Raw genomic sequence first — 25,981 nt, forward strand, 5'->3', positions numbered from 1 at the left:
GCCGATGGTTTCAGTGCGGTTTAGAGGCCGACGTCGGAGGCCTTCAGGAAGCCGGAGTCGATGAGCTTCGACTGCACGTCGTCCTTCACGACGACCACGGGGTCCAGCAGGTAGGCCGGAACGACCTTCTCGCCGTTGTCGTAGGTCTTCGTGTCGTTGGTCTCGACCTCTTCGCCGGCGGCGATGGACTGCACCATCTGGAAGACGCGGTCACCGAGCTCCCGGGTGTCCTTCCAGACCGTCATCGACTGCAGGTCGTTCAGGATGGCCTCGACGTTCGCCTTGTCGGCGTCCTGGCCGGTGATGACCGGGTAGTCCGATCCGGCGGTGTAGCCGGCCGACTTCAGCGAGGCCTCGATGCCGAGGGCCAGGCTGTCGTTCGGGGAGAGGACCACGTTGACCTTCTGGCCGCCGCTGTAGAACGACGAGAGGCGGTTGTCCATCTCGGCCTGGGCGTCATCCGAGCCCCAGCCGAGGATTCCGATGGCCTTCCAGCCGTCTTCGCCCGTGGGGTTCTTGCCCGAGGGGATGACGAGCTGGCCCGACTCCACGTACGGCTGCAGAACGTCCCACGCGCCGTGGAAGAAGAAGCCGGCGTTGTTGTCGTCGGGGCTTCCGGCGAAGGGCTCCAGGTTGAACGGGCCCTTGCCGTCCTTCAGGCCAAGCTGCTCCTCGATGTACTGACCCTGCAGCTGGCCGACCTTGTAGTTGTCGAACGTCGCGTAGTAGTCCACGTCGGGGGTGCCGTTGATCAGGCGGTCGTAGGCGATGACCGTGATGTCCTGCTTCTTGGCGTCGGCGAGCACCGGGCCGAGGGTCTCACCGTCGATGGCCGCGACCACGAGGATCTTGGAGCCGCCGGCGACCTGGTTCTGGATCTGCGAGATCTGCTGCTCGGTCTTGTTGTCTGCGTACTGGAGGTCGACGGTGCAACCGGCGTCCTGCAGCTTCTTCTGCAGGCCTTCGCCGTCGTTGATCCAACGCTCCAGGCTGCGGGTGGGCATCGAGATGCCGACGTTGCAGTCGGCGACCGATGCGCCGTCGGTGCTGCCGGCGTCGCCCGATCCGCCTGAGCTACAGGCGGCGAGGCTTGCGGCGAGGCCGCCGACGACGGCGAGCGCCATCAGTTTCTTCGTCATTGACATGGTGGTGTCAGTCCCTTTCGTGAAGTGAAGGGAACAGCGTTAGCCGTTACTCCCTTGTAAGGCGTCAACTCTTGGTGCATCTTTGTTGACTCAGGAAACATATACCTCGGGTCACCCCATTGCAAAGCTTTCTGGCGGAGTACCTGCGCCGTAGCCGAATCGTGACCTTTGACACCCGGCGGGGATTCGGAATATGTTGGGAACGAATACTTTTCCGTCGGCTCCTGTGGGAGCGACTCACCAAAGACGTTGAACTGGAGCTCCACGATGTCCCTCACCCCCACCCGCGACGACAAGTTCTCCTTCGGTCTCTGGACCGTCGGGTACAACGGAGCCGACCCCTTCGGCGGCCCGACCCGTGCCCCCCTCGACGTGGTGCACGCCGTCGAGAAGCTCTCCGAGCTCGGCGCCTACGGCCTCACCTTCCACGACGACGACCTCTTCGCGTTCGGGTCGACGGATGCGGAACGACAGACCCAGATCGACCGCCTGAAGCAGGTGCTCGCCGACACCGGTGTGATCGTGCCGATGGTGACCACCAACCTGTTCTCGGCCCCGGTGTTCAAAGACGGCGGCTTCACCTCGAACGACCGCGCGGTGCGCCGCTTCGCACTGCGCAAGGTTCTGCGCAACATCGACCTCGCCGCTGAGCTCGGTGCCAAGACGTTCGTGATGTGGGGTGGCCGCGAGGGTGCGGAGTACGACGCCGCGAAAGACATCCGCTCCGCGCTCGAGCGCTACCGCGAGGCCGTGAACCTGCTCGGCGACTACGTCACCGACAAGGGTTACGACATCCGGTTCGCGATCGAGCCCAAGCCCAACGAGCCCCGTGGCGACATCCTGCTGCCGACGCTCGGCCACGCGCTGGCGTTCATCGAGACGCTGGAGCGCCCCGAGCTCGTGGGCGTCAACCCCGAGGTGGGTCACGAGCAGATGGCGGGCCTGAACTTCGCGGCCGGCATCGCCCAGGCGCTCTACCAGGGCAAGCTCTACCACATCGACCTCAACGGGCAGCGCGGCATCAAGTACGACCAGGACCTCGTGTTCGGCCACGGCGACCTGCACAACGCCTTCGCGCTCGTCGACCTGCTCGAGAACGGCGGCCCGAACGGCGGCCCGTCGTACGACGGCCCTCGCCACTTCGACTACAAGCCCTCGCGCACCGAGGACGAGAACGGCGTGTGGGAGTCGGCGAAGGCCAACATGCGCACCTACCTCATCCTGAAGGAGCGCGCCGCGGCCTTCCGCGCCGACCCCGAGGTGCAGCAGGCCCTCGAGGCCGCCCGCGTGAACGAGCTCGCGGTGCCCACCCTGAACGAGGGCGAGACCTACGACGCCATCCTGGCCGACACCTCGGCCTACGAGGACTTCGACTCGAACGCCTACTTCAACGGCAAGGGCTTCGGCTTCGTGCGCCTGCAGCAGCTCGCGCTCGAGCACCTTACGGGCGCCCGCTCCTAGCCACCTCCCCGGCTCCGCGCCTCTCCGCCGAGTTGCGCCGAAGTGCCCCTTCCCTGGTCGGGAAGGGGCACTTTCGCGCAACTCGGCGGGGGCGCGAGCGGGGGCGGCGGATGGGCGGGATGGGCTCCAGCGCGGGCGGGCTGCGCGAAACACCGCCGCAACACCACGGCAGTATGCTCGCCCCCATGGTTGACCTGTTCGACGGCTACGGAGCCACCCTGCTCACGAGATCCCGTCGCGGAAGCGCCTCACCGTGGGACGAGATGTTCCCCGAACCGAAGTCGAACGACCCGGTGGAGGCGCGCGCCGCGTACAAGGACATCTACAACGCGCTCGCCCGCATGACGCAGGAGGAGCTCCGGGGCCGCACCGACGCCCTCGCCAGTTCCTACCTCGCCCAGGGGGTCACCTTCGACTTCGCCGGCGAGGAGCGACCCTTCCCGCTCGACGCGGTGCCGCGGGTGATCGAGCAGAGCGAGTGGACCGACGTCGAAGGCGGCATCAAGCAGCGCGTCAAGGCCCTCGAGGCCTTCCTCTCCGACATCTACGGCTCGCAGGCCGCCGTGCGCGACGGCATCATCCCGGCCGGCCTGATCAGCTCGTCGAACCACTTCCACCGCGAGGCGGCAGGCATCGTCTCGCCCAACAACGTGCGCATCCAGGTGTCGGGCATCGATCTCATCCGCGACGAGAACGGCGCCTGGCGGGTGCTGGAGGACAACGTGCGCGTGCCCTCCGGCGTGAGCTACGTCATCTCGAACCGCCGGGTGATGGCGCAGACGCTGCCCGAGCTGTTCGTGAGCATGCGGGTGCGGCCGGTGGGCGACTACCCGAACAAGCTGCTGCAGGCCTTGCGCGCATCCGCCCCCGCCGGGGTCGACGACCCCACCGTGGTGGTGCTCACGCCCGGCGTCTACAACTCGGCCTACTTCGAGCACACCCTGCTGGCCCGACTGATGGGCGTCGAGCTCGTCGAGGGCCGCGACCTGTTCTGCTCGGGTGGGCGGGTGTGGATGCGCACGACGGCGGGGCCGACGCGCGTCGACGTGATCTACCGCCGGGTCGACGACGAGTTCATCGACCCGCTGCAGTTCCGCGCCGACTCCATGCTCGGCAGCCCCGGGCTGCTGCTGGCGGCCCGGCTCGGCAACGTGACCATCGCCAACGCCGTGGGCAACGGAGTGGCCGACGACAAGCTCGTGTACACCTACATGCCCGCGTTGATCGAGTACTACCTCGGCGAGAAGCCCATCATCCCGAACGTCGACACCTGGCGTCTGGAAGACCCGGGAGCGCTCGAAGAGGTGCTCGACCGGCTCGACGAACTCGTGGTGAAGCCGGTCGACGGCTCGGGCGGCAAGGGCCTCGTGGTGGGCCCCGACGCCTCGCCGAAGGAGCTCGAGACCCTGCGCAACCGGCTCATCGCCGACCCGCGTGGCTGGATCGCCCAGCCCGTGGTGCAGCTGTCGACCATCCCCACCCTGGTCGAGGACGGCATGCGCCCGCGGCACGCCGACCTCCGCCCCTTCGCCGTGAACGACGGCAACGACATCTGGGTGCTGCCCGGCGGCCTCACCCGCGTGGCGCTGCCCGAGGGCCAGCTCGTGGTGAACAGCTCGCAGGGTGGCGGCTCGAAGGACACCTGGGTTGTGGGTCAGGATCCGTTCGCCACGGTGGGCGCGGCCTCTCGGGATGCGCACAACATCCAAGGTCTGGTCGCCGAGCAGGCGGCGAACACCCAGGCCATCCCCATCGTGGGACATCAGCCCGACCACTCGCCCGAGGACGCCCCCCGCAACGACCAGTCCCAACAGCAGCAGCAAACTGCTCAGGATGCCTGTGCCGGCGTTCGAGAGGAGCGCAGCTGATGGCCATGCTCTCCCGCATCGCGGAGTCGCTGTTCTGGATAGGACGCTACATCGAGCGCTCCGACGGCACCGCGCGCATCCTCGACGTGCACCTGCAGCTGCTGCTGGAAGACCCGTGGATCGAGGAGAACCTCGCCTGCCGGTCGCTCCTGTCGGTGATGGGCAGCGACGTGCCCGACGACAACCGCTCGCTGACCCGCGCCGACGTGCTCGCGCTGCTCGCGGTCGACCGCACGCATCCGGCCAGCATCGCCTACTCGCTCGGCGCCGCCCGCGAGAACGCCCGGCGGGCCCGCGAGATCGTGTCGACCGAGCTCTGGGAGTGCCTGAACACCACGCGCGCCCGGATGCCGCGCAAGATCGCCGGGGAGAAGACGCACGAGTTCTTCGGCTGGGTGCGCGACCGCTCGGCGCTCGCCGTGGGCATCATGGAGTCCAGCGCCAGCCGCGACGAGGCCTGGCACTTCTTCACCCTCGGCCGCTCGATCGAGCGCGCCGACATGACGGCCCGGCTGCTCGCCACCCGCAGCCTCACCGAGGCGAGCGGTCCGTCGTGGACGACGATCCTGCGCTCCTGCGGTGCCTACGAGGCCTACCTGCGCACCTACCGCGGCGTTCCCTCCGCGCGGAACGCGGCGGAGTTCCTGCTGCTGGACCGCCTGTTCCCCCGCTCCATCCTGTACTCGGTGCTGCGAGCGGAGCAGTGCCTGCGCGACCTCGGCCCCCGCAACGAGCGGCTCGGCGTGAGCGACAGCGCGCAGCGGCTGCTCGGGCAGATCCGGTCGGAGCTGGAGTACCGGCCGATCACCGACATCCTGCACGAGCTGCCGCAGCACATGGACAGCGTGCAGGAAGCCACGAGCGCGGCGAGCGAGGCCATCCGGCAGCGCTACTTCCCCACCAACACGGCCCCGAGCTGGATCGGAGAGAGCGCATGAACCGGCTGCGCATCCGGCACATCACCGGGTATCGGTACGAGGGCGAGGTCCAGGCCTCGTACAACGAGGCGCGGATGCTGCCCGTGAGCTCGGAGGGCCAGTTCGTGCTGCACTCCTCGCTCGAGATCGCACCCGTGTCGTCGAACCACAGCTACGTCGACTACTGGGGCACCCGGGTGTCGTCGTTCGAGGTGCTCACGCCGCACAAGGAGCTGACGCTCACCGCCACGAGCCTCGTGGAGGTGCGCAATCGCACGCACTCCCCGCATCCGGTCGACTGGGAGCTGCTGGCCGACCAGGCCGCCACCTCCACCACCTACGTGGAGCAGGCGAAGCAGACGCGGCTCACCGAGCCGGCCGCCGACCTGGTGGCGCTGGCGGAGTCGATCGCGGCCAAGCACGCTTCGCCCTGCGACGCCGCGCTCGAGATCTGCCAGGAGGTGGGCCGGGCCGTGGAGTACGTGCAGGGCGTCACCGGGGTGCAGTCGACGGCGCGCGAGTCATGGAAGGACAAGCGCGGGGTGTGCCAGGACATCACGCACATCGCCATCGGCGCGCTGCGCTCGGTGGGCATTCCGGCGCGATACGTGTCGGGCTACCTGCACCCGCGCCCGAACGCGCCGATCGGCGAGACGGTCACCGGCGAGTCGCACGCCTGGGTGGAGTGGTTCTGCGGCGAGTGGCGCGGCTTCGACCCCACCAACCTCATCGACATCGGCGAGCGGCACGTGATCGTGGGCCGGGGGCGCGACTACAACGACGTCGCCCCACTGCGCGGCGTGTACGCGGGGCCGTTCGGTTCGCAGCTGTTCGTGAAGGTGGAGATCACCCGGGAGTCGTGAGCGGGGGAGGTGCAACAGCCTCCCTCAGCCTGCCCTGAGCGGACGACCGCATCAGTTGATGTAGCGCTTCATCTGTTCGAGAGTTGACTCTGAAATGGTCGCCGCTCCGCCGAGCACGATGATGCGGCCAGGATTCAAGTGATCGAGTTCGGCTGCGACAGTCGCCGGGATCGAATCACGGCTGATCAGCAAAACCGGACTTCCATTGGCAATGGCAGCAGCCGATCCCGACAGTGCATCTGGAAAGACCTCGCCTGATGCGACAAAGACCGTCCTCAGCCCGACTGCAAAACTCGAGGCGGATACTGCTGCCGAGACCTCGAACCGATCGGCTCCTGACACTCGAGTCGTGTTCGGGACCTTCGCTGTCAGCTCATCGACGACCGAGTTCGCAACCGTCTTCGGTCCGCCGAGCACGACGATCTTGGCTGGTGACAGCCGGCTCAGCTCGGTCCTGACGCTTTCAGGGATCTGGCCGTTCTGAATCAGCAGTACCGGCCCGCCACTCTTTCCGGCGGCGGCTGATCCCGACAGGGCATCAGGGAAGACCTCCCCGGACGCAATGAATGCGACCGGTACCCCGGGCGCGAAGGTAGCGGCTGAGATAGCGGCTGACACAACGTATCGATCTGCGCCCGTGATGCGCGACACTTTGGGTGAGAACGCCCGGAGCTCAATTTCGACCGAGGGATCGATGGTGGCCGATCCGCCGATCACGACGATGCGCTGGGGCGTGAGCCTGGTCAGCTCTGACCTGATGCTGCTGGGGATTTCATCTTTTCGCACCAGGAGTACTGCGCCGCCCCCCACTCCTGCTGCGGCGGATGCCGACAGCGAATCGCTGTACACCGCGCCGGAAGCGATGTAGACGACGGGAATCGATGGAGCGAACTGGCTTCGCGAGATCTCGGCGGAGACCTCGAAGCGATCGGCTCCGGCCCGCCGCTGGACGGTGGGTTCGGACGAGTACAGCTGGACGGTTGCGGTGTCGGTGAGCGCGATCGTCCGGCGTCCGAGCTGATCCACGGCCAGGTCGGACACGAGTGAACCTATCTCGATCGTGCCATCGGGGGCCAGGGACTCGGCCTTGAGTGCTGTGATGGTCGTGTCGGTGACTGCGGTGCTCAGGGAGTAGACGATGCCTGTCGATTCGTCTACTCGGATGGCCCGCGACCCAAGAGGCAGGGTTGCTGAGACTGCCGTGCGCGCCCACGTCGACGGGTCGTAGCGTTCGATGCGTGTGGACGTTCCGACAAGAATCCCGCCGTCACTGACTGCTATGGATAGTGGTTTGGCCGGCAGTGCTTCGAGCGAGATGTCACCAGTCGCATCGAGGGTTGCAACGCTGGACGACGCTGGGAGTGCGACGTAGACGTCGTGCGTGATCGGATCGGCGATGGGCAGCTTCTCGCCGAAGCCCACAGTGACGGTCTTGATCGATCCGGTTCCGATATCGACGATCGACATCGAGTCGCCGGTGTAGCCTCCGGCATAGAGAGTGCCGTCGTCGATCGAGAGAAACTGCGGAATGACGGACCCTGTATCGACTGACTTGATCACTGAATTGACGGTGGGGGAGTTCGGGTCGACGTCGATCAACGCGACTGTCGGCTGAGTGGAATCGCCTATAGCAAGCTGGTGCTGGACCTCGTCGAGTGCGAGCGTGAACGGGTTGGAAACACCCATCGAGATCGATGCGATACGGACGAGCTTCTCGCCGGAGACGTCGTACACCTGTATGGCCTTGTTCGTGCGATCCAGCACATAGCCGCGGTGAGTCGTGCTGTCGACGACGACACCTGAGATGCGCGCGGCTCCAGTCGGGGTGACCGAGTCGAGGAGTTGAAGGGACACGCGGTTCGAGCCGAGGGCTGATGCGGGGGTGGCCACCGCGAGCGACCCGGCGACCACCCCTAAACCAGCCAGCATGGCCAGAGTCTTCGCGAAGCGGGACATCCGAGAAATCACAGTCGACATGAAGCGAGGATACCTCAAATTGATCGGGGGCGTCCATCTTCCGCCGGATCTTCCGCCGGGGGAGGTGCAACAATGACGTATGTCTGAGCACCGCCCCCGCCCCGCGGCGCACTTCACCGCCTCGTTCGTCGACGAGCAGGGTGTCGAGATCGTCTACTACGGGTGGACGGTCGAGCGGCCCTTGGCGCTCGTGCAGATCTCCCACGGCCTCGGCGAGCACGCGCTGCGCTACGCCGCGCTCGCCGCAGAACTGAACGACGCCGGCTACAGCGTCTACGCCGCCGACCAGCGCGGGCACGGCGCCACCGGCCTCGCCCAGCACGGTGGCGACCGCTCGAAGCTCGGCCGGCTCGGCCCGGGCGGGCTCCGCGCCGCCGTCGACGACATCCGGCAGCTGGGGGTGCACGCGGCGCGCGAGCACCCCGGTGTGCCGCTCATCCTGCTCGGGCACAGCTGGGGTTCGCTGATGGTGCAGAAACTGGTGAACTCGCCCGCGCTGGCGCACTACGCCGGGGTGGTGCTGGTGGGCACGGCGTACCGGATGCCGGGGTCGATGGACGGGGGAGACCTCACCCGCCGGCATCGCCCCGCGAAGGGTTCGCCGGATGCGCCCGGCAATGGCTTCGAGTGGCTCTCGCGCGACGTGGCGGCGCAGCAGCGGGCCGCCGATGACGAACTGATGTTCCCGGCCGAGGTGCTGAAGCTGTTCGGAGTGCTCGACGGGCTGCGGCTGTTCGGGCGGCCGGCGCGCCGGCTAGCCGGCGACGTTCCGCTGCTCATCATCGTGGGCGACGACGACATCCTCGGCGGGCGAGCGAGCGCCGAGAAGCTCGCTCGGGCCTACCGCTCCCGCTCGGGGCTGAGCGATGTGACGCTCACCGTGTATCCGGATGCGCGGCACGAGATCCTGAACGAGACCAACCGCGACGAGGTGGTGGGCGACCTGATCGCCTGGCTCGATTCCCGGGTGCCCGCCGGTTCCCCGTCGTGAACGCGCTGCTCGAACTGCCCATCATCGACGGGCCCCTGATCTGGATCGTGTGGGGGCTCGCGGCCGCCGCGTTCGTGTACCTGCTCGCGCGGCCGCCGCGCATCCGGTGGGTGCTCACCGCCGTGATCGCGCTGCTGGTGGGGGCGGGGATCGCGCTCGTGGTGCTCGTGGTGGTGGGCGCCCTGAACGTGTTCGGGGTGCCGCTGACCGTGCAGACCAAGGCGTGGGTGGTGGCCACGTTCGCCGCGATCGCCCTGGCTCTGGTGAACCTGCGACGGTCGCGGTGGTGGCGCAAGACGGTGGCCGTTCTCGGCGTCGTGCTCTTCGCGCTGGCCGGAACGCTCGGCATCAACGCCTACTTCGGGCTGAACCCGACGGTGGCGGCCCTGCTCGGCATCACCGTCGAGCACCCGATCGATCTGAACAAGCCGACGTCGACACCGTCGCCCACGGGCACAGGCGTTCCGGATGCGGCCGGGCCGCTCTACGAGACCTGGACACCGCCAGCCGACATGCCCGCAACGGGCAAGCAGGGCACGCAGGTGATCCCGGCCACCGCATCCGGATTCTCGTCGCGGCCGGCCGGCATCTACCTGCCGCCCGCCGCCCAGGTGGCCGACCCGCCCGACCTGCCGCTGGTGATCCTGATGATGGGCCAGCCCGGCAACCCCGACACCCAGTACATCGCGACGGTGCTCGACGAGTACGCCGCCGCGCACCAGGGGCTCGCGCCGATCGTGATCGTGGCCGACCAGCTCGGCGACCCCGACCGCGACCCGGTGTGCGCCGACACGGCCGCGCTCGGCAACGCCGAGACGTTCATCACGCAGGACGTGGTGTCGTGGGCGCGGGCGAACCTGCGCATCCTGCAGGACCCGGCGCACTGGACCATCGCGGGCTACTCCAACGGCGGCGGCTGCGCCTTCAAGTACGGGGCGAAGTACCCCGAACTGTTCGGCAACGTGCTCGACATCTCCGGGGAGGAGTATCCGGGTTCGGAGCAGCCTTCTTCGGTGGTTCAGAACCTGTTCGGCGGCGACGCGGCCGCCTTCGAGGCCCAGAAGCCGGAGAGCATCCTGACGTCTCGCGCACATGCGTACTCCGACACCGTGGCGATCTTCACGGTGGGGGAGAACGACCCGACCTTCATCCCCGAGGCGGAGGGCGCCTCGAAGGCCGCGGCCGCGGCGGGTTGGAAGACGACGTACTTCGTGGTTCCGGGTGCCGGGCACGTGCAGGATGCGCTGCGCGGCGGCTTCGAGAAGGGTTTCGAGGTGCTCTACCCGCGGCTGGGGCTGGCGCCGCCGGCGGCGGGCTGACGCCCCGCCTCCCGATCCCCGTTACTCCTTCCACCCCGCCCTGCCGGCCGCTCAGTCGAAGGGGTTGAGAGCGCCGTCCGGGTCGTCGTCGAGCGACACGATGGTGGGCATCGACGCCGTGATGACCGAGCCGTCGGCGCGGACCGTTCCTTCGATGTCGGACGTGGTGGGCGCGCCCTCGATGGTGGGCGGGTCGTCGGAGAGCGGCACCGTGACCGGGGCCGCTGAGGTGACGAGCACCCGCTCGCCGCGCACCCAGAGCTCGACCGGGCGCAGGTCGTCGGACGGGGAGCCAGCGGTGCCGGCGGCGGAGGACGCGTCGAGGGCGGCCACCGGAGCCGGGGCCGAGGCGCCGAGCATCGTGAAGGTGATGCTCGTCTGGCGCAGGTCGACCTCGATCAGCGAGCCGTGGATGGTGACGTGGAACACCATCTGGCTCCACTCCTCGGGCAGCCGCGGGTCGAAGGTGAACTTGCCGAGGTAGTCGCGCATGCCGCCGAAGCCGAAGGCCAGAGCGCTCCAGACACCGCCGGTCGAGGCCACGTGGATGCCGTCGGCCGTGTTGTGGTGCAGATCGCCGAGGTCGACGAACAGCGCCGCCTGGAAGTAGCCGAGCGCGAGCTCGCGGTAGCCCACCTCGGCCGCGATGATCGACTGGGTCGACGCGGAGAGGGTGGAGTCGCCGGTGGTGAGGGCGTCGTAATACTCGAAGTCGGCGCGCTTCTCGGCGGTGCTGAACTCGTCGCCCTGCAGGAAGAGCGCGAGCACGACGTCGGCCTGCTTGATCACCTGGAAGCGGTAGATCACCAGCGGGTGGAAGTGCAGCAGCAGCGGGCGCTTGGAGGCCGGGGTGTTCTCCAAGTCCCACAGCTCCTTCTCGAGGAACTGCGCGTCTTGGGGGTGGATGCCGAGCTCGGCATCGAAGAGGATGTGCATGGCCTCCGCCGCATCCGACCACTCGTCGATCTCGTCTTCGGTGAGGTCGAGGCGCTTCACCATGGTGGCGTAGTCGTCGGGCGACTCGTGCCGCAGGCGGCGGGCCTGGCGCACGGCGGCGCGGAGGTTGGCGCGGGCCATCACGTTGGTGAACAGGTTGTCGTTGACGACGGTGGTGTACTCGTCGGGCCCGGTGACGCCGTGGATGTGGAAGGTGCGTGGCCCCCGGTCGCCCTCGCGCCCGCGCCAGAACCCGAGATCGGCCCACATGCGAGCCGTCTCCACCAGGATGTCGATGGCTCCGCGGCGCAGGAAGTCGTCGTCTCCGGTGGCCGAGACGTACTGCGAGAGCGCGTGGGAGATGTCGGCGTCGATGTGGTACTGCGCCGTTCCGGCCGCGTAGTAGGCCGACGACTCGAGGCCGTTGATGGTGCGCCACGGGAACAGCGCGCCGCGCTGGTTCAGCTCGACCGCCCGGTCGCGGGCGGCCGGCAGCATGCCCTGCCGGAAGCGCAGCGCGTTGCGCGCCACCTGCGGCGAGGTGTAGGTGAGGAAGGGGAGCACGTAGATCTCCGTGTCCCAGAAGTAGTGGCCGCCGTAGCCGGAGCCCGTGACGCCCTTGGCCGCGATGCCCCCGCCGTCGGTGCGGGCGGTGGCCTGGGCGAGCTGGAAGATGTTCCAGCGCACGGCCTGCTGCACCGCCGGCTGGCCCGGGATGACCACGTCGGAGCGACGCCAGAACTCGGCGAGCCACTCCTCCTGCCGCGCGAAGACGTCTTCGATGGGCGACTCGCGGATGCGGTCGAGCGTGCGGTTCGCGCGGTCGGCCAGCTCGGTCGTGGGCACCGTGGAGGAGGTGTGGTACGCGATGGTCTTGATCAGCCGCACGCACTTTCCGGCCTTGGCGCGCACCCGGTAGACTTGCTTGGCGATGTCGTCGTCGATCTGGGCCGACTCGTCCCACTCGTTCTCGGTCTCGAGGTGGTGCTCGGCGCCCACCGCTAGGGTCTGGCCCGAGTTCGCGGTGCGGTAGCCCAGCACGTAGCGGCCCTCGTGCACCCACTTGTAGCGGGGGTGCAGCACGCGCTCGCTGAACGAGGAGGCCTTGCGCGGGTCGCCGATGCCGGCGCCGCCACCGTTGGCCACGGGCGTGTACTCGTCGACCCGGTCTTGCCGGTTGAGGATCTGGCTCGAGATGAGCACCGAGGCGTCGGCGTCGAGCATGGTGACCTCGTAGTCGATCACAGCGAGGTGCCGGTCGGTGAACGACACCAGACGGCGCGAGCGGATGAGCACGCGCTTGCCCGATGGGGTGCGCCACTCCACCACGCGCTCGAGCACGCCGGTGCGGAAGTCGAGCGTTCGCGAGTACTCGATGGTGTCGGCGTCGGCCACCACGAAGGGCTCGTCGTCGACGTAGAGACGGATGACCCGCGCATCCGGAGCGTTCACGATCGTCTGCCCCACGCGGGCGAAGCCGTACGCCTCTTCGGCGTGCCTGATCTGCCAGGTGTCGTGGAAGCCGTTGATGAAGGTGCCCTCGGCGTGGGCCTTGTGGCCCTCCTCGAAGTTGCCGCGCATGCCGAGGTAGCCGTTGGCCACGGCGAACAGCGTCTCGGTGCGGCCCTGGGTGGCGAGGTTGAACTCGGCCTCGGTGAGGGCCCACTCGTCGAGCGGGAACTGGCTGCGGTCGAGCGGGTCGGAGGCGATGGGATTCATCGGTGGCTTTCTCGATGGGTGGGCGGGGCCACGAGGGTGGTGCGGGGCGGGGTGATGCGGGGTCGCTCGATGCTAGCGAACAGCGGATGCCCGGGGTGAGCCTGTGGAGAAAATCGCGAGAAGGCGACGCTGTGTGTCAGCGGAGGTCGGGCAGCAGTTCGTCGAGGTCGTCGACCACCATGTCGGCGCCGGAGTCGAGCAGCTCCTGGGCGCCCACCCCCCGATTGACACCGATGACAAGGGCGAAATCGCCGTCACGGCCGGCCTGCACACCCGAGTGGGCGTCTTCCACCACGATGCAGTCGGTCGTCGACAGGCCGAGCAGCTCGGCCGCTCGCTGGTAGGTGTCGGGCGCGGGTTTGCCCGAGATGCCCTCCGCCGCCGCCACCATGCCGTCGACGATCACCGAGAAGCGGTTGCGGATGCCGGCCGTCACGAGCACGGCCTCGGCGTTGCGCGAGCTCGACACCACGGCCACCTCGTAGCCGGCGGCGATGGCGCGGTCGAGCATCACGGCCGATCCCGGGTAGGGCTCGATGCCGTCGATCCGCAGGGCCTCGGCGAAGGCGTCGTTCTTGCGGTTGCCGAGGGCCCACACGGTCGACTCGCCGGCCGGGTCGTCCGGCGACCCGTCGGGCAGCGACAGGCCGCGGGAGTCCAGCAACGACTTCACGCCGTCGAAGCGCGGCTTGCCGTCGATGTAGAGGTAGTAGTCGTCGTCGGTGTAGGGAGCCGAGCCGTGGGCCTCGAGGTAGGGCGTGAAGAGTCTCGCCCAGGCGCGCATGTGCACGTCGACGGTGGGGGTGAGCACCCCGTCGAGGTCGAACAGGAACGCTTTCGCGCTGATGATGCGCGTCTGATCGCGAACGGCGGTATCGGTCATGCTCAAACGGTACGCGCTCGACGTGAACACCGTGTAATCGCCGTGTTTCGATCTCAGGCCCGGCATCCGCCTCAGCCGAGGCCGATGGCGCCCACGACCACGCCCACCACGAGCATCACCAGCGCCACCACCACCGCGCGCCAGAGCACCTTCTTGTGGTGGTCGCCGAGGTTCACCCCGGCGAGCGAGACCAGCAGCAGGATGGCGGGCACGAGCGGGCTCTGCATGTGCACGACCTGGCCGGTGATCGAGGCGCGGGCCATGTCGACCGGGCTGACGCCGAACGACGCTGCGCTCTCGGAGAGCACCGGGAGGATGCCGAAGTAGAACGCGTCGTTGGACAGGAAGAACGTCATCGGGATGCTCAGCAGACCCGTGATCACCGCCGAGAACGCCCCCAGCTGCTGCGGGATGGAACCCGCCACCCAGGCCGCCATCGCGTCGACCATGCCGGTGCCCTCGAGCACCCCGATCAGTACCCCGGCCGCGAGCACCATCGACACCACGCCCACGATCGACGGCGCGTGCGCCACGATGCGCTCGGCCTGCTGCGAGACACGCGGGAAGTTCACCAGGATGGCGATGGCGCTGCCGGCCATGAACACGTAGGCCAGCGGCAGCACGTCGGCCACGAGCAGCACCATCACGGCCACCGTGAGCACCAGGTTGAACCAGAACAGCTTGGGCCGCAGGGTGGGGCGGTTCGGGTCGAGCATGGTGTCGGCCATCGCCGTGTCGGCGGGGTTCACCATGGCCTGCAGCGCGCCGGTGGAGATGCGCTCCACCTGGGTGGCGGTGGGCGGGCGGGCGCCAGCGGGCGTGCCGGCGCCGCGGCCCCCGACGCCGGCCGCGGCGGCGCCGCCACGTCGGAAGAACGACACCGGGGCTCGGCCGGAGCGGCCGGAACGGGCATCCGGAGTCCCGCCCGAGCGGCTCGTGGAGGGGTCGGTGTCGCCGGGCAGCCCGATGGCCCCGAGACGCTTGCGCTCCATCAGGCCGAGATGCCACGAGAACAGGAAGATGACGGCGAGACCGGCGAGCATCGAGGGGATCATCGGCACGAACACGTCGCTCGGCGAGAGGTCGAGCGCGGCGGCGGCGCGGGCCGTCGGTCCGCCCCAGGGCAGGATGTTCATGGTGCCGTTGGCGAGCCCCGCCACGCAGGTGAGCACCACCGGGCTGAGCCCCAGGCGCAGGTAGATCGGCAGCAGGGCGCTCGTGACCACGATGAACGTGGTCGATCCGTCGCCGTCGAGCGAGATCACCGCCGCGAGGATCGCCGTGCCCACGACCACCTTCACCGGGTCGTGGCCCACGATGCGCAGGATGATGCGCACGAGCGGGTCGAACAGCCCCACGTCGATCATCAGGCCGAAGTAGATGATGGCGAACATCAGCAGCGCCGCCGTGGGCGCCAGCCCGCCGATCGCGTCGAGCGCCATGTCGCCGATGCCGAGGCCCGCGCCGGCGAAGAGGCCGAAGATGGTGGGCACGATGATCAGGGCGAGCACCGGGGTCATGCGCTTGGTCATGATGAGCACCATGAACGTGGCGACCATGCCGAATCCGAGTAGTACGAGCACGAGAGACTCCTTCGTCTGTTGCGGCAAGGCTAGAAAGCGGCCGGTGGCGGCGCGCGCTACTGCGCATTTGCCGCGAAGAGCGCATTGAGCGCGTTCTGCGCATTCTGCTCACGGTGGCCCGGCGGCCCGGGTTAGCATTCCGGCATGGCGACGAGGCTGCGACGACGGATGCGCGGGCACGCTCTGTCGCGATCGGTTCCGTTCACGGCGCTGGTGTTCCGCTCGATCGTGGCGGCGATGGTGCTCGTGTCGCTCGTGACCGTGGCGCTGTTCGCCCTCACTGGCTTCAACCGGCTGGTGCAGCAGACGCAGGAGTCGGCGTTGCGGGTGGCGCAGAGCGTGGCCGAGACCCCGTCGGTGCGTGCAGTGGCCGAGGCCGAGTCGAACCGGCCGACCCCGTCGACGGATGCCGAGCTGGTGGCCGGAACGGTCGACGACTACGCGCGCTCGGTGGAGGACCGCACCGGCGCCCTGTTCGTGGTGGTGACCGACGACACGGGGCGCAGGCTCGCGCATCCGAACGACGACGAGATCGGCGACCCCGTGTCGACGAGCCCGGAGGCGGCGCTCGCCGGGCAGGAGACGGTGAGCTGGGAGCGCGGCACGCTGGGCGACTCGGCGCGCGCGAAGGTGCCGATCTTCGGGGTCGCCGACCCGGCCCGGGTGGTGGGCGAGGTGAGCGTGGGGCTGCCGCCGACCGAGGTGTGGTCGACGGTGCTGACGGATGCGCTGCCGGTGGGCCTGTCGACCGTGCTCGCGCTCGGAATCGGCGTGCTACTCGCCGCATTCATCACCCGGCGGCTGCGGTTGGCGACCCTGGGCCTGGAGCCCGAGGAGCTGCGCAGCCTCGTGCAGGATCAGCAGGCGGTGCTGCAGGGAGTCGACGACGGAGTGGTGGGGCTCTCGCCCGACGGGGTGGTGACGGTGTGCAACGACCGGGCGGCGGAGCTGCTCGGCATCCGGTTGCCCGGTGCGGTGGGCCGGGCGTTCGACGAGGTGGTTGCGGATGCCGGGGTGCGGTCGCGGGTGGGGCCGGGCGGCGGGGGTGCGGCATCCCGCGACGGCGACCTCGGCGCGGCGGCGTTGGGGGAGCCGCTGCTCGTACACGGGCACCTGCTGTACGTCGACGTGCACGAGGTGCGGCGCGAGGGGCGCTCGCTCGGGCGCGTGGTGATCGTGCGCGATGTCACCGACGTGGAGGAGCTCACGCGACGGCTGAGTGCGGTGGGCACGCTCGCGGGCGCGTTGCGGGAGCAGCGGCACGAGTTCGCGAACCGCATCCACGTGGTGTCGGGGCTGGTGCGGGCGGGCGACGTCGATCAGGCGCTGGAGTACCTCGACCAGGTGGCGGGGCACGGGCCGGTGCGGTTCCCGGTGCAGAACGCGCAACTGGTGCGGGAGCCCTACCTGCAGGCGTTCCTCGGCGCGAAGGCGGCGGAGGCCGAGGCGCGCGGGGTGTCGCTGCGGGTGGGGCCCGACGCCGACGTGGTGGGGTCGCTCGTGCACCCGGAGGACGTGACGACGGTGCTCGGCAACCTCGTCGACAACGGCATCGACGCGGCGGCCAGATCGGCGCGCACGCCGAGGTGGGTGGAGGTGGAGGTGCTGCGGCACGGCGGCGAGCTGCACCTCTCGGTGATGGACTCGGGCGACGGGGCCGCCGGTTCGCGCGGGGACTCCGCGGGCGGCGCGCATCCGTCGCCCGCCGGACCGGGCGCAGACGGCCCGGCCGGAGCCGTTCACGGCCACGGCATCGGCCTGCGGCTCTCGGCCGACGTGGCCCGCAGGCACGGCGGGCGGCTGTGGCTCGCGATGGCCGGTGCATCCGACCACGGCGCGGTGTTCTGCGCCGAACTGCATGACCAGTTCGAGAAGGAGGACGGCCTGTGACCGGGTTGCGGGTGGTGATCGTCGACGACGACTTCCGCGTGGCGAGGCTGCACACGCGGATCGTGGAGGCGACGGGCGGCTACAGCGTGGTGGCGACCGCGGGCACGGTGGCCGAGGCCAAGACCGCGATCGAGACCGCGCGCCCCGATCTGCTGCTGGCCGACATCTACCTGCCCGACGGCTCGGGGCTCGACCTCGTGCGCGGCTACGACGTCGACGCCGTGGTGCTGAGCGCGGCCGTGACGGCGGCGGCCGTGCGCACCTCGTTCCAGCGCGGGGCCATCGCCTACCTCGTGAAGCCGTTCGCCGACGAGGAGCTCGCCGAGGTGCTGCGCGGCTACACCCGCTACCGCAACCTGCTCGACGCGCAGCCCGAGCTCGACCAGGAGACCATCGACCGCGCCCGCCGGGTGCTGCATCGCTCGGCGCAGCGCGACGCCGCGGCGCGGCGCTCGCCCACCGAGCAGTCGGTGCTCGAGGCGCTCGCCGCGACCACGGATGCCCTCTCGGCACCCGTGGTCGCCGCACAGCTCGGCATCTCGCGCGCGACGGCGCAGCGCTACCTGTCGGCGCTGGCGCACGAGGGCTCTCTGGTGGTCGAGCTGCGTTACGGCAGCACCGGGCGCCCCGAGCACCGCTACCGCCCCGCCCGCTCGTGACCCCTTTCACCACCCTCGTGACCCCACGGTTGCGTCGCTAAAACTCGTCCTCAGGGCCCCGTGAAGACGACTTTCTGCGACTGAACGCAGGGGTGCCGGGGCTACGCTGAGGGAATGCATGGTGAGTACAAGGTGCCAGGGGGAAAACTCGTGGTGGTCGACCTCGACGAGGTCGACGGGCGCATCCAGAACTTCCGGCTGGCCGGGGATTTCTTTCTCGAGCCGGATGACGCGCTGCCGCTGATCGACGCGGCGGTGAACGGGCTGCCGGCCGACAGTGACGCGGCCACCATCGCGGCAGCAGTGCGGGGCGCGCTCCCCGAGGGCGCGGTGCTTCTCGGGTTCACGCCCGAAGCGGTGGCCGTGGCCATCCGTCGCTCGCTCGCGCGGGCGACCAGCTGGGACGCGTACGAGTGGCAGCTCATCCACACCGGCGCGGAGAGCCCGCAGATGCAGCTGGCGCTGGACGAGGTGCTCACGAACGAGGTGGGCGAGGGACGCCGCAAGCCCACGCTGCGCATCTGGGAGTGGAACGAGCCCGCCGTGGTGATCGGCAGCTTCCAGTCGCTGAAGAACGAGGTCGACCCCGAGAACGCGTCGAAGTACGGGTTCGAGATCGTTCGCCGCATCTCGGGCGGCGGGGCGATGTTCATGGATGCGAACTCGGTGGTCACCTACTCCATCTACGCGCCGGCAGCTCTCGTGCAGGGCATGAGCTTCGCCGACTCCTACGCCTTCCTCGACGAATGGGTGATCACGGCGCTGAAGTCGCTCGGCATCGAGGCGTTCTATCAGCCGCTGAACGACATCACCTCGGCCAAGGGCAAGATCGGCGGCGCCGCGCAGAAGCGGCTCGGCAACGGGGCGGTGCTGCACCACGCCACGATGAGCTACGACATGGATGGCGAGAAGATGACGCAGGTGCTGCGCATCGGCCGCGAGAAGATGAGCGACAAGGGCACCACCTCGGCCGCCAAGCGGGTCGACCCGCTGCGCAGCCAGACCGGGCTCTCGCGTGCCGAGATCATCGACCGGCTGATCGCCACGTTCACCGGTCTCTACGGTGCGACGCCCTCCGAGATCACGCTCGAGGAGCGGGCCACCGCTGAGGAGCTGGTGCGCACCAAATTCGCGACCCCCGAGTGGATCGGGCGGGTTCCGTGAGCATCGCCGCCGACAGCCCCGACCTGCCCGTGTTCACGGTGGACGCCCTCGAGGCGGCACCGCGCTTCGACGTGGAACGCTTCGAGAAGACGGATGCCCTCGACCTCGGTGTTCTCGCGGCGGGCCTGGTGCGCGAGCGGGGCCTCGACCTCGCGGTCGACATCGTGCTGGAGGACGACCTCGTGTTCCGTTCCAAACTCGGCGCCACCGGGCCCGAGAACGACTTCTGGCTGGCCGGGAAGTCTGCCGTCGCCCGCTACTTCCTCGTGCCATCGCTGCTCGTGCGGCGTCGACACGAGGCGGCGGGCACCCGCTTCGAGGAGGTCGACGAGCCCGGGGTCGACCACGCGGTGATGCGTGCCCATGGCGGTTCGATCCCGCTCTTCGTGCGAGGCGAACTCGTGGGCACGATCACGGCGTCGGGTGAGCCCGACGTGGTCGATCACCAGCTCGCGGCCGACGCACTCGCGGCGTACCTCGCGCGCTGACGCCCGCGTCCTCGCTGTCGCCTGGCCGGATCCCCGCCGAGCGCCGCGGAAGACCAGATCCGTCACTTTTGGCCCTATAACGCGCCGTTTGGGGCCAAAAGTGACGGATCTGGGGTGAGGGTAGGGGGGTGGGGTGGGGTGTTCAGTGGGGGAGGGGCTGCGGGCGGCGCCACATGGCGGCGGGCCGCGCATCCGGGATGCCGTGCACCTGGCCGATCGACGTGAAGCCGTGGCGGCGGTAGAGGGCGCGGTTGCGCTCGTTCGACGACTCGAGGTAGGCGGCCTCTCCGGCGAGGTCGATCTGCGTCAGCCGGCGGTCCAGCAGCGCTGAGCCCACTCCGGCACCACGGGCCTCGGCGGTGACACCGATCTGGGCCAGGTACCAGTGCGGTTCGGCGGGGCGGTGCTCGGCCAGCGTGGACTGCACGCGGGCGGCGGCCAGCAGGCCGCGCGCGCCGAGGGCCCGGAGGAACGCGGGCAGCTGCCGCGCCTGGGCCAGGAGCGAGGCGCGATGGCCCGGCGCCTCCCAGATGGCGGCGCCCAGGATGAGCCCGTCGCTGTCGCGCCGGGCCAGGTCGAGGCGACCGGCCGTGAGCCCGCCCGAGCGGGTGAGGGCGAGGAACAGCAGTTCGAGGCGACCACGCGCATCCGCTCCCCGGGTGAGGGTGCCCATCACCGTGTCGTGCTCGAAGGCGGAGGCCAGGGCGGCGCTCGCCGCGGGCAGGTCGGCAGGGGATGCGGGGGCGATGGTGAACATGGGCGGCCTCTCGGGTACGGGTCTCGTCATTCGAACTTTACCGTACGTACGGTAAAGCAAACTGGACAGAGCCTGACCGTCAGCGGCGGGCGGCGGGGAGCTTGCTCAGCGCCACGAGGTAGCGGCAGGGGGAGTCGCTGTGGTTGGCGAACACGCAGTCCTGCGGCGGGCCGAGCTGCAGGCAGTCGCCCGCGGTGAGTCGGTGCAGCTCCTCGCCCTCGCGGAACACGAGCTCACCTTCGAGCATCCAGATCTGCTGGTCGATGAACCGGTACGACTCGGCGGGGCTGGCCACCTTGGCCCCGGGCGGCAGGGTGACCTCGATCAGCTCGACCGCCGCCGAGGCGCCGGGGGAGACCGCGCGGCGCGAGTACCCCGTCTCGGGGTCGGTGTAGACCGCCTGCTGCGCGCGGCGGACGAGCCGCGACGCGGGCCCTTCGGCGCGGGCGATGAGCTCCGAGAGGGTGAGGCCGAGCGAGTTCGCCAGCCGTGACAGCAGTGCGGCGGTGGGCTGGGCGTCGCCGCGTTCGATCTTCGAGATCATGGCCCGCGAGACCCCGGAGGCGTCGGCGAGCTGCGCCGGGCTCAGGCCCCGTTCGGTGCGGGCGGATCGAACGGTGCGGGCGATGGCGTCGGCCAGCAGTTCCATCAGGAAACCTCCTTGGTTGACACGATGATACCCGATCTGACTACTATGCGATCATGACCGACGAGCGAATCATCCGCCCCGCTACCGGCGACGACGGCGCGGCGTGCGCGGCGATCTACGCGCACTACGTGCTCGAGACGCCGATCACCTTCGAGACAGACCCCCCGTCGGCGGAGGAGATGACCGCGCGGATCGCGAGGGCGTCCGACCGGCACGCCTGGCTCGTGCTCGAAGAGGCCGGTCGCGTGGTGGGCTACGCCTACGGGGGCACCTTCCATGCCCGCGCGGCCTATCGCTGGAGCTGCGAGGTGAGCGTCTACCTCGCCGCCGACCGGCGCGGCACGGGTGGGGGCCGGGCGCTCTACGCGCAACTGCTCGACGTGCTGCGCGAGCGCGGCTACCGGCGCGCGATCGCCGGCGTCACCCAGCCGAACCCGGCGAGCGACCGGCTGCACGAGCACTTCGGGTTCGAGCCGGTGGGGGTGTACCGCGAGATCGGCTGGAAGGGCGGGGCGTGGTGGGATGTCGCGTGGTCGCAGCTCGATCTGGCGCCGGGTGCCGACCGTGCGGTGGCACCCGACGAGATCGTCTGAGCCCCGCGAACGTCGCTCCTGACGGAAATGTTTGCGTCACCATCTCGACAGATGTCATGATGTTCACGCAAACAGGCTCTCCAATGAAGGAAAGGCTCCACGCCCATGACACTGTCGTCACGTGCCCGATCGGGGGCGCTCGCGGGCTCTCTCGCCCTGCTGCTCGGCGCATCCGCCCTCGCAGCGGGCCCCGCCGTCGCCTCGCCGGCCCCCGCTCAGGCCGCATCCGGAGCGACGGAGGCCGCCGCAAAAGCAAAAGCAGAAGCAGCCGCAGCAGCAGCAACCGGCACCCCCCTCACCATCACCCCCAACCCCGCCTACCAGAACCAGGCCTTCGAGGGCTGGGGCACGAGCCTGGTGTGGTTCGCGAACGCCACCGGCGACTACCCCGCCGACGTGCGGCAGGACCTGTTCGACAAGGTGTTCGGCGAAGACGGCCTGAACCTCAACATCGCCCGGTACAACATCGGCGGCGGCAACGCCTCCGACGTGCCGCCGTACCTGCGCCAGGGCGCGGCGGTCGACGGCTGGTGGAACCCCGACCTGCAGGCGAGCGACGCCCAGGGCCCCATCACCTCCGACTACGCCGACCGCGACCGCTACGCCGCCGCCTGGAACCCCGACGACCCGGCGAGCTACGACTTCTCGGCCGACGAGACCCAGCGCTGGTGGGTGTCGCAGCTGAAGGACACGATCACCAAGTGGGAGGCCTTCGCCAACTCCCCGCCCTACTTCATGACCGAGAGCGGCTACGTGTCGGGCGGCTTCGACTCGAGCGCCGAGCAGCTGAAGCCCGAGGCCGTCGGCGACTACGTGGCGTACCTCAAGACGGTGGTCGAGTCGGTGGAGCAGCAGGAGGGCATCACCTTCGACACCGTCGACCCGTTCAACGAGCCCAACACGAACTACTGGGGCACGAACATCGACCAGAACACCGGATGGCCCCGCCAGGGCGGTCAGGAGGGCGCCCACATCGGCCCCCAGGTTCAGGATCAGGTGATCAAGGCCCTCGCGGCCGAACTCGCCGAGGACACCACCACCACCGACGCCGTCATCTCGGCCATGGACGAGACCAACCCGGGCCTGTTCGCGCAGAACTGGAACACCTGGAGCGACGAGGCCAAGGCCGACGTGGCCCAGCTCAACGTGCACACCTACGGCACCGGTGGCCGCCCCTACGCCCGCGACATCGCCAAGGCGGCCGACAAGCCGCTCTGGATGAGCGAGATCGAGGGCGACTGGGACGGCTCTGGCGTGAACAACCAGACCAACATGGCCAACGGCCTCGGCGTCGCGGCCCGAATCACCGACGACCTGCGTGAGCTCGAGCCGAGCGCCTGGGTGCTCTGGCAGCCGGTCGAGGACGCGTACAACATGGAGAAGGTCGAGAAGCTCAACTGGGGCAGCGTGCAGATCGACTTCGACTGCAACGCCGACGGCGACTCGGTGCGGCGCCTGGCCGACGGCGACGCCGACCCGAGCTGCAAGGTCGAGACCAACGCGAAGTACAACACCATCCGCAACTTCACCCACTACATCCGCCCGGGCGACCACATCATCCCGTCGACGGATGCGCAGACGACCACCGCGCTGAAGGGCGACGGCAGCGGCGTCACGCTGGTGCACTCCAACCCGTCGACCTCCGAGCAGACCATCACCGTCGACCTGTCGAAGTTCGGGCAGATCGCCGCGGGCGCGACCCTCACCCCGATCGTCACCACCGAGTCGCCCGCCGACGACGTGACCAAGAACGCCCTCGTCGAGGGAACGGCCGTGGCGGTCGACGCCGCGGCGAAGACCGCCACGGTGACGGTGCCGGCCCGTTCGGTGTCGACGTTCGTGGTGTCGGGCGTCAGCGGAGTGGCCGACGCCGCAGTGCCGCTCCGTGACGGCGCGACCTACCAGCTCGTGGGCACGCAGAGCGGCAAGGCGCTCACGCCGAACACCGCCGTCGCCGCGGGCACCGCCCCGGGCGCCACCATCACCACCACCACCGCGGAGAACGCGTCGAGCCGCCTCTGGACGGTCGACAAGCTCACCGACGGCTCGTCGAACTCCGAGCGGTACGTCTTCCGTGAGGCGAACGGTCAGGTGCTCGGTGCCTCCTCCGCCGGGGTGGTGCTGCGCGACCAGACGGCCGAGCAGGCCGCGGCAGACCGCTCGAGCCAGTGGATCCTCACCACGTCGACCGGCGCATCCTGGTCGCTCGTGAACGCCCAGCTGGCCACGGCGCTGGAGGTGCCAGGTCAGTCGACCGCCGAGGGCGCACCGGTGAACGTGTACCAGTCGAACAACGGGGCGAACCAGGCGTGGAGCTTCCGCGACACCGCCCTGCAGGGCTTCGAGCCCGTGGCCGTGAACACGGTGGCCGGCGTCGCGCCGACGCTGCCCGCCACGGTGACGCCGGTGTACGCCTCGGGTGCCGGCATCGCGGTGCCGGTGACCTGGAACACCGAGGGCATCGACTGGAACGTGCCCGGCACCGTGACCGTGACGGGTTCGGGAACGGATGCGTTCGGCACCGCCTTCACCAACGCCACGGCGACCGTGGAGGTGGGCGGGTTCACCGCCACCGATCCGGTGTCGCTCACCACCTACGCGGGGGCGTCGGCCGCCGACGTCGAGGCGGTGGCCCCGGCCACCGTGCCCGCTCGCATCGGTGCCAGCAGCACGAGTTACGACGCCGCCGTCACGTGGGACTTCTCGCCCCTCACCGATGCCGACCTCGCCGCCCCGGGTGTCGTGACCGTTCCCGGCGAGGCTCAGTCGAACGACCCGGCCGCCGCTCCGCTGCCGGCCACGCTGTCGCTCATCGTCACCGAGCCGGTGTCGGCGAACATCGCTCCGGATGCGGCGACGACGGCCTCGGCCACCTTCACCGAACCGGGTTACAGCGTCGACGCCACCCGCAACCGGGTGCTCGACGACAAGGGCTGGTCGAACTGGGTGGGCGGCGCGAAGCGCGCATCCGACACCCTGAGCTACGACCTCGGTTCGGTGAAGACCGTCGACGGGGTGACGCTGCGCTTCTTCAAGGACGGTTCGTCGGAGAGCTGGCCCACCTCGGTGACGGTGGAGTACCGCACGCCGGAGGGCGCCTGGGTGGCAGCACCCGGTTCACCCGTGGCCGTGGTGTCGCCGAACGGGGCGGCACCGGTGCTCGAGGTGGCGCTCGGCGGCGTGCGCGCCTCGGCCGTGCGCGCCCAGCTCACCGCCAAGGCGAACACGCACATGATCGTGTCTGAGGTGGAGATCTACGCCGCGGCTCCCGGGGTGTCGACGGTCTCGGGCCTCGCGCGGCTGGCCGTCGACGGCACGACGGTCGACGGGTTCGACCCGGCGGTCACCTCGTACGTGGTGCCGATCACGGGCTCACGACTGCCGGTTCCGGCGGCGTTCCCGATCGACACGGCTGCGACCGTCGTCGTCGACCCGGCCACCGAGGCGAACGGCGCCACCGCCACCGTCACGGTGACGGCGCCCGACGGCGTCTCGAGCACCGCGTACACCGTGCGGTTCGACCGCACGGTGGCGGTGAGCGCCGTGCTGTCGGGCACCCAGATCGAGGGCGCGTACCGCGTGGGTTCGCCGCTCGCCGTGGTGGTGACGGCCGACCCGGCCTCGGCCGCGGCCGGCGCCACGGTGGAGTGGTTGCGCGACGGGTCGCCGATCGCCGGGGCGACGGGCCCGTCGTACACGCCGGTGCCGGATGACGCCGGCCGGGAGGTGTCGGCCCGCGTGACGGCCGGAGCTGCCGGCTTCCGTTCGGGCACGGCGGTCTCGGCCGCGGTGGGCGTGCAGGCGGCGATCGTGCCGCCGGCGCCGCCCGTGGACCCGGGGCCCGGCGGTCCGGGTGACGGCGGCGGCTCGGGGAGCGGCACGGGTTCGGGTTCGACGGGCTCGGGCGGGGCGTCGACCCCGGCCGGCCTGGCGGCGACGGGTCTCGACCCTCGCGGCCTCGCGGCCCTCGCCCTGGTGCTCCTGCTGGGCGGCCTCACGCTCGGCCTGCGACGCCTCTTCGCCCGCACGTCCTGACCACACGCCCCCGCAAGGGTCGGTGGAGGCCGGGGGTGAGGTGGACCCCGCGACGAGGGCAGAGAGTTGCGCCCGCACCGCGTG

At 69.7% G+C, this 25,981-nt stretch carries 19 protein-coding genes; 12 read left to right on the top strand and 7 right to left on the bottom strand.

The window, feature by feature from the left end:
- Window positions 1-20 precede the first annotated feature (20 nt).
- Complete coding sequence (gene chvE / locus ACEXOR_RS00290) at window positions 21-1,145, bottom strand: multiple monosaccharide ABC transporter substrate-binding protein (RefSeq protein ID WP_374847338.1); 1,125 nt, start codon at window positions 1,143-1,145, stop codon at window positions 21-23.
- Window positions 1,146-1,412: 267 nt separating this feature from the next.
- Here chvE and xylA point away from each other — a divergent pair, with 267 nt between their 5' ends.
- The 4 genes from xylA (at window position 1,413) to ACEXOR_RS00310 (ending at window position 6,254) form a co-directional block, all read left to right on the top strand.
- Entirely contained in the window at window positions 1,413-2,606 is a 1,194-nt protein-coding gene (xylA, locus tag ACEXOR_RS00295; protein ID WP_374847339.1) for a xylose isomerase, read from the top strand.
- Window positions 2,607-2,791: 185 nt separating this feature from the next.
- Window positions 2,792-4,474: a circularly permuted type 2 ATP-grasp protein gene (locus ACEXOR_RS00300; protein WP_374847340.1), complete on the top strand. Its 1,683-nt coding sequence runs from the start codon at window positions 2,792-2,794 to the stop codon at window positions 4,472-4,474.
- 5 nt (window positions 4,475-4,479) lie between these two features.
- Window positions 4,480-5,412: an alpha-E domain-containing protein gene (locus ACEXOR_RS00305; protein ID WP_374847461.1), complete on the top strand. Its 933-nt coding sequence runs from the start codon at window positions 4,480-4,482 to the stop codon at window positions 5,410-5,412.
- Complete coding sequence (locus ACEXOR_RS00310; protein WP_374847341.1) at window positions 5,409-6,254, top strand: transglutaminase family protein; 846 nt, start codon at window positions 5,409-5,411, stop codon at window positions 6,252-6,254. Before ACEXOR_RS00305 ends, ACEXOR_RS00310 begins: the two co-directional genes overlap by 4 nt.
- 51 nt (window positions 6,255-6,305) lie before the next feature.
- Here the strand turns inward: ACEXOR_RS00310 and ACEXOR_RS00315 are convergent, their stop codons facing one another.
- The gene (locus tag ACEXOR_RS00315) at window positions 6,306-8,231 is read right to left on the bottom strand and encodes a cell wall-binding repeat-containing protein (RefSeq protein ID WP_374847342.1); all 1,926 of its coding nucleotides are present in this window, start codon (window positions 8,229-8,231) and stop codon (window positions 6,306-6,308) included.
- Window positions 8,232-8,310: 79 nt separating this feature from the next.
- Between ACEXOR_RS00315 and ACEXOR_RS00320 the strand changes: the two genes are divergently transcribed.
- Both ACEXOR_RS00320 and ACEXOR_RS00325 read left to right on the top strand, forming a co-directional pair.
- Entirely contained in the window at window positions 8,311-9,222 is a 912-nt protein-coding gene (locus ACEXOR_RS00320; RefSeq protein WP_374847343.1) for an alpha/beta fold hydrolase, read from the top strand.
- The gene (locus ACEXOR_RS00325) at window positions 9,219-10,541 is read left to right on the top strand and encodes an alpha/beta hydrolase-fold protein (RefSeq protein WP_374847344.1); all 1,323 of its coding nucleotides are present in this window, start codon (window positions 9,219-9,221) and stop codon (window positions 10,539-10,541) included. Before ACEXOR_RS00320 ends, ACEXOR_RS00325 begins: the two co-directional genes overlap by 4 nt.
- A gap of 51 nt (window positions 10,542-10,592) precedes the next feature.
- Here the strand turns inward: ACEXOR_RS00325 and ACEXOR_RS00330 are convergent, their stop codons facing one another.
- From ACEXOR_RS00330 to ACEXOR_RS00340, 3 genes are all read right to left on the bottom strand, one after another.
- Window positions 10,593-13,196: a glycoside hydrolase family 65 protein gene (locus ACEXOR_RS00330; RefSeq protein WP_374847345.1), complete on the bottom strand. Its 2,604-nt coding sequence runs from the start codon at window positions 13,194-13,196 to the stop codon at window positions 10,593-10,595.
- A gap of 136 nt (window positions 13,197-13,332) precedes the next feature.
- A complete protein-coding gene (locus ACEXOR_RS00335; RefSeq protein ID WP_374847346.1) occupies window positions 13,333-14,079 on the bottom strand; it encodes an HAD family hydrolase in 747 nt (248 codons plus the stop codon).
- Window positions 14,080-14,150: 71 nt separating this feature from the next.
- Window positions 14,151-15,662 carry a CitMHS family transporter gene (locus tag ACEXOR_RS00340; RefSeq protein ID WP_374847348.1) on the bottom strand — a complete coding sequence of 504 codons (1,512 nt, stop codon included), beginning with the start codon at window positions 15,660-15,662 and terminating at the stop codon, window positions 14,151-14,153.
- 144 nt (window positions 15,663-15,806) lie between these two features.
- Between ACEXOR_RS00340 and ACEXOR_RS00345 the strand changes: the two genes are divergently transcribed.
- The 4 genes from ACEXOR_RS00345 (at window position 15,807) to ACEXOR_RS00360 (ending at window position 19,863) form a co-directional block, all read left to right on the top strand.
- On the top strand, window positions 15,807-17,552 hold the full coding sequence (locus ACEXOR_RS00345; protein ID WP_374847350.1) for a sensor histidine kinase: 1,746 nt from the start codon (window positions 15,807-15,809) through the stop codon (window positions 17,550-17,552).
- Entirely contained in the window at window positions 17,549-18,211 is a 663-nt protein-coding gene (locus ACEXOR_RS00350; RefSeq protein WP_374847351.1) for a response regulator, read from the top strand. The genes ACEXOR_RS00345 and ACEXOR_RS00350 overlap by 4 nt, the downstream gene beginning before the upstream one ends.
- Window positions 18,212-18,325: 114 nt before the next feature.
- Window positions 18,326-19,375, top strand: coding sequence for a lipoate-protein ligase LplAB (lplAB, locus tag ACEXOR_RS00355; protein WP_374847352.1), 1,050 nt, complete (start codon window positions 18,326-18,328; stop codon window positions 19,373-19,375).
- A complete protein-coding gene (locus ACEXOR_RS00360; RefSeq protein WP_374847353.1) occupies window positions 19,372-19,863 on the top strand; it encodes a heme-binding protein in 492 nt (163 codons plus the stop codon). Before lplAB ends, ACEXOR_RS00360 begins: the two co-directional genes overlap by 4 nt.
- Before the next feature lie 142 nt (window positions 19,864-20,005).
- Here ACEXOR_RS00360 and ACEXOR_RS00365 read toward each other — a convergent pair whose 3' ends face one another.
- Together ACEXOR_RS00365 and ACEXOR_RS00370 are read right to left on the bottom strand one after the other, a co-directional pair.
- Window positions 20,006-20,620: a GNAT family N-acetyltransferase gene (locus ACEXOR_RS00365; RefSeq protein WP_374847354.1), complete on the bottom strand. Its 615-nt coding sequence runs from the start codon at window positions 20,618-20,620 to the stop codon at window positions 20,006-20,008.
- Between the two features lie 79 nt (window positions 20,621-20,699).
- Entirely contained in the window at window positions 20,700-21,269 is a 570-nt protein-coding gene (locus ACEXOR_RS00370; RefSeq protein WP_374847355.1) for a helix-turn-helix domain-containing protein, read from the bottom strand.
- 53 nt (window positions 21,270-21,322) lie between these two features.
- On the opposite strand from ACEXOR_RS00370, the gene ACEXOR_RS00375 reads away from it, so the two are divergent.
- Both ACEXOR_RS00375 and ACEXOR_RS00380 read left to right on the top strand, forming a co-directional pair.
- Window positions 21,323-21,862: a GNAT family N-acetyltransferase gene (locus ACEXOR_RS00375; protein WP_374847356.1), complete on the top strand. Its 540-nt coding sequence runs from the start codon at window positions 21,323-21,325 to the stop codon at window positions 21,860-21,862.
- A 105-nt stretch (window positions 21,863-21,967) separates the two neighbouring features.
- Window positions 21,968-25,897 (top strand): Ig-like domain-containing protein, encoded by a 3,930-nt coding sequence (locus tag ACEXOR_RS00380; protein WP_374847357.1) that lies wholly within the window; start codon window positions 21,968-21,970, stop codon window positions 25,895-25,897.
- Window positions 25,898-25,981: the final 84 nt, after the last annotated feature.

Origin of the sequence: Herbiconiux liangxiaofengii, from assembly GCF_041927335.1 — a bacterium.
Classification (GTDB): Bacteria; Actinomycetota; Actinomycetes; order Actinomycetales; family Microbacteriaceae; genus Herbiconiux; species Herbiconiux liangxiaofengii.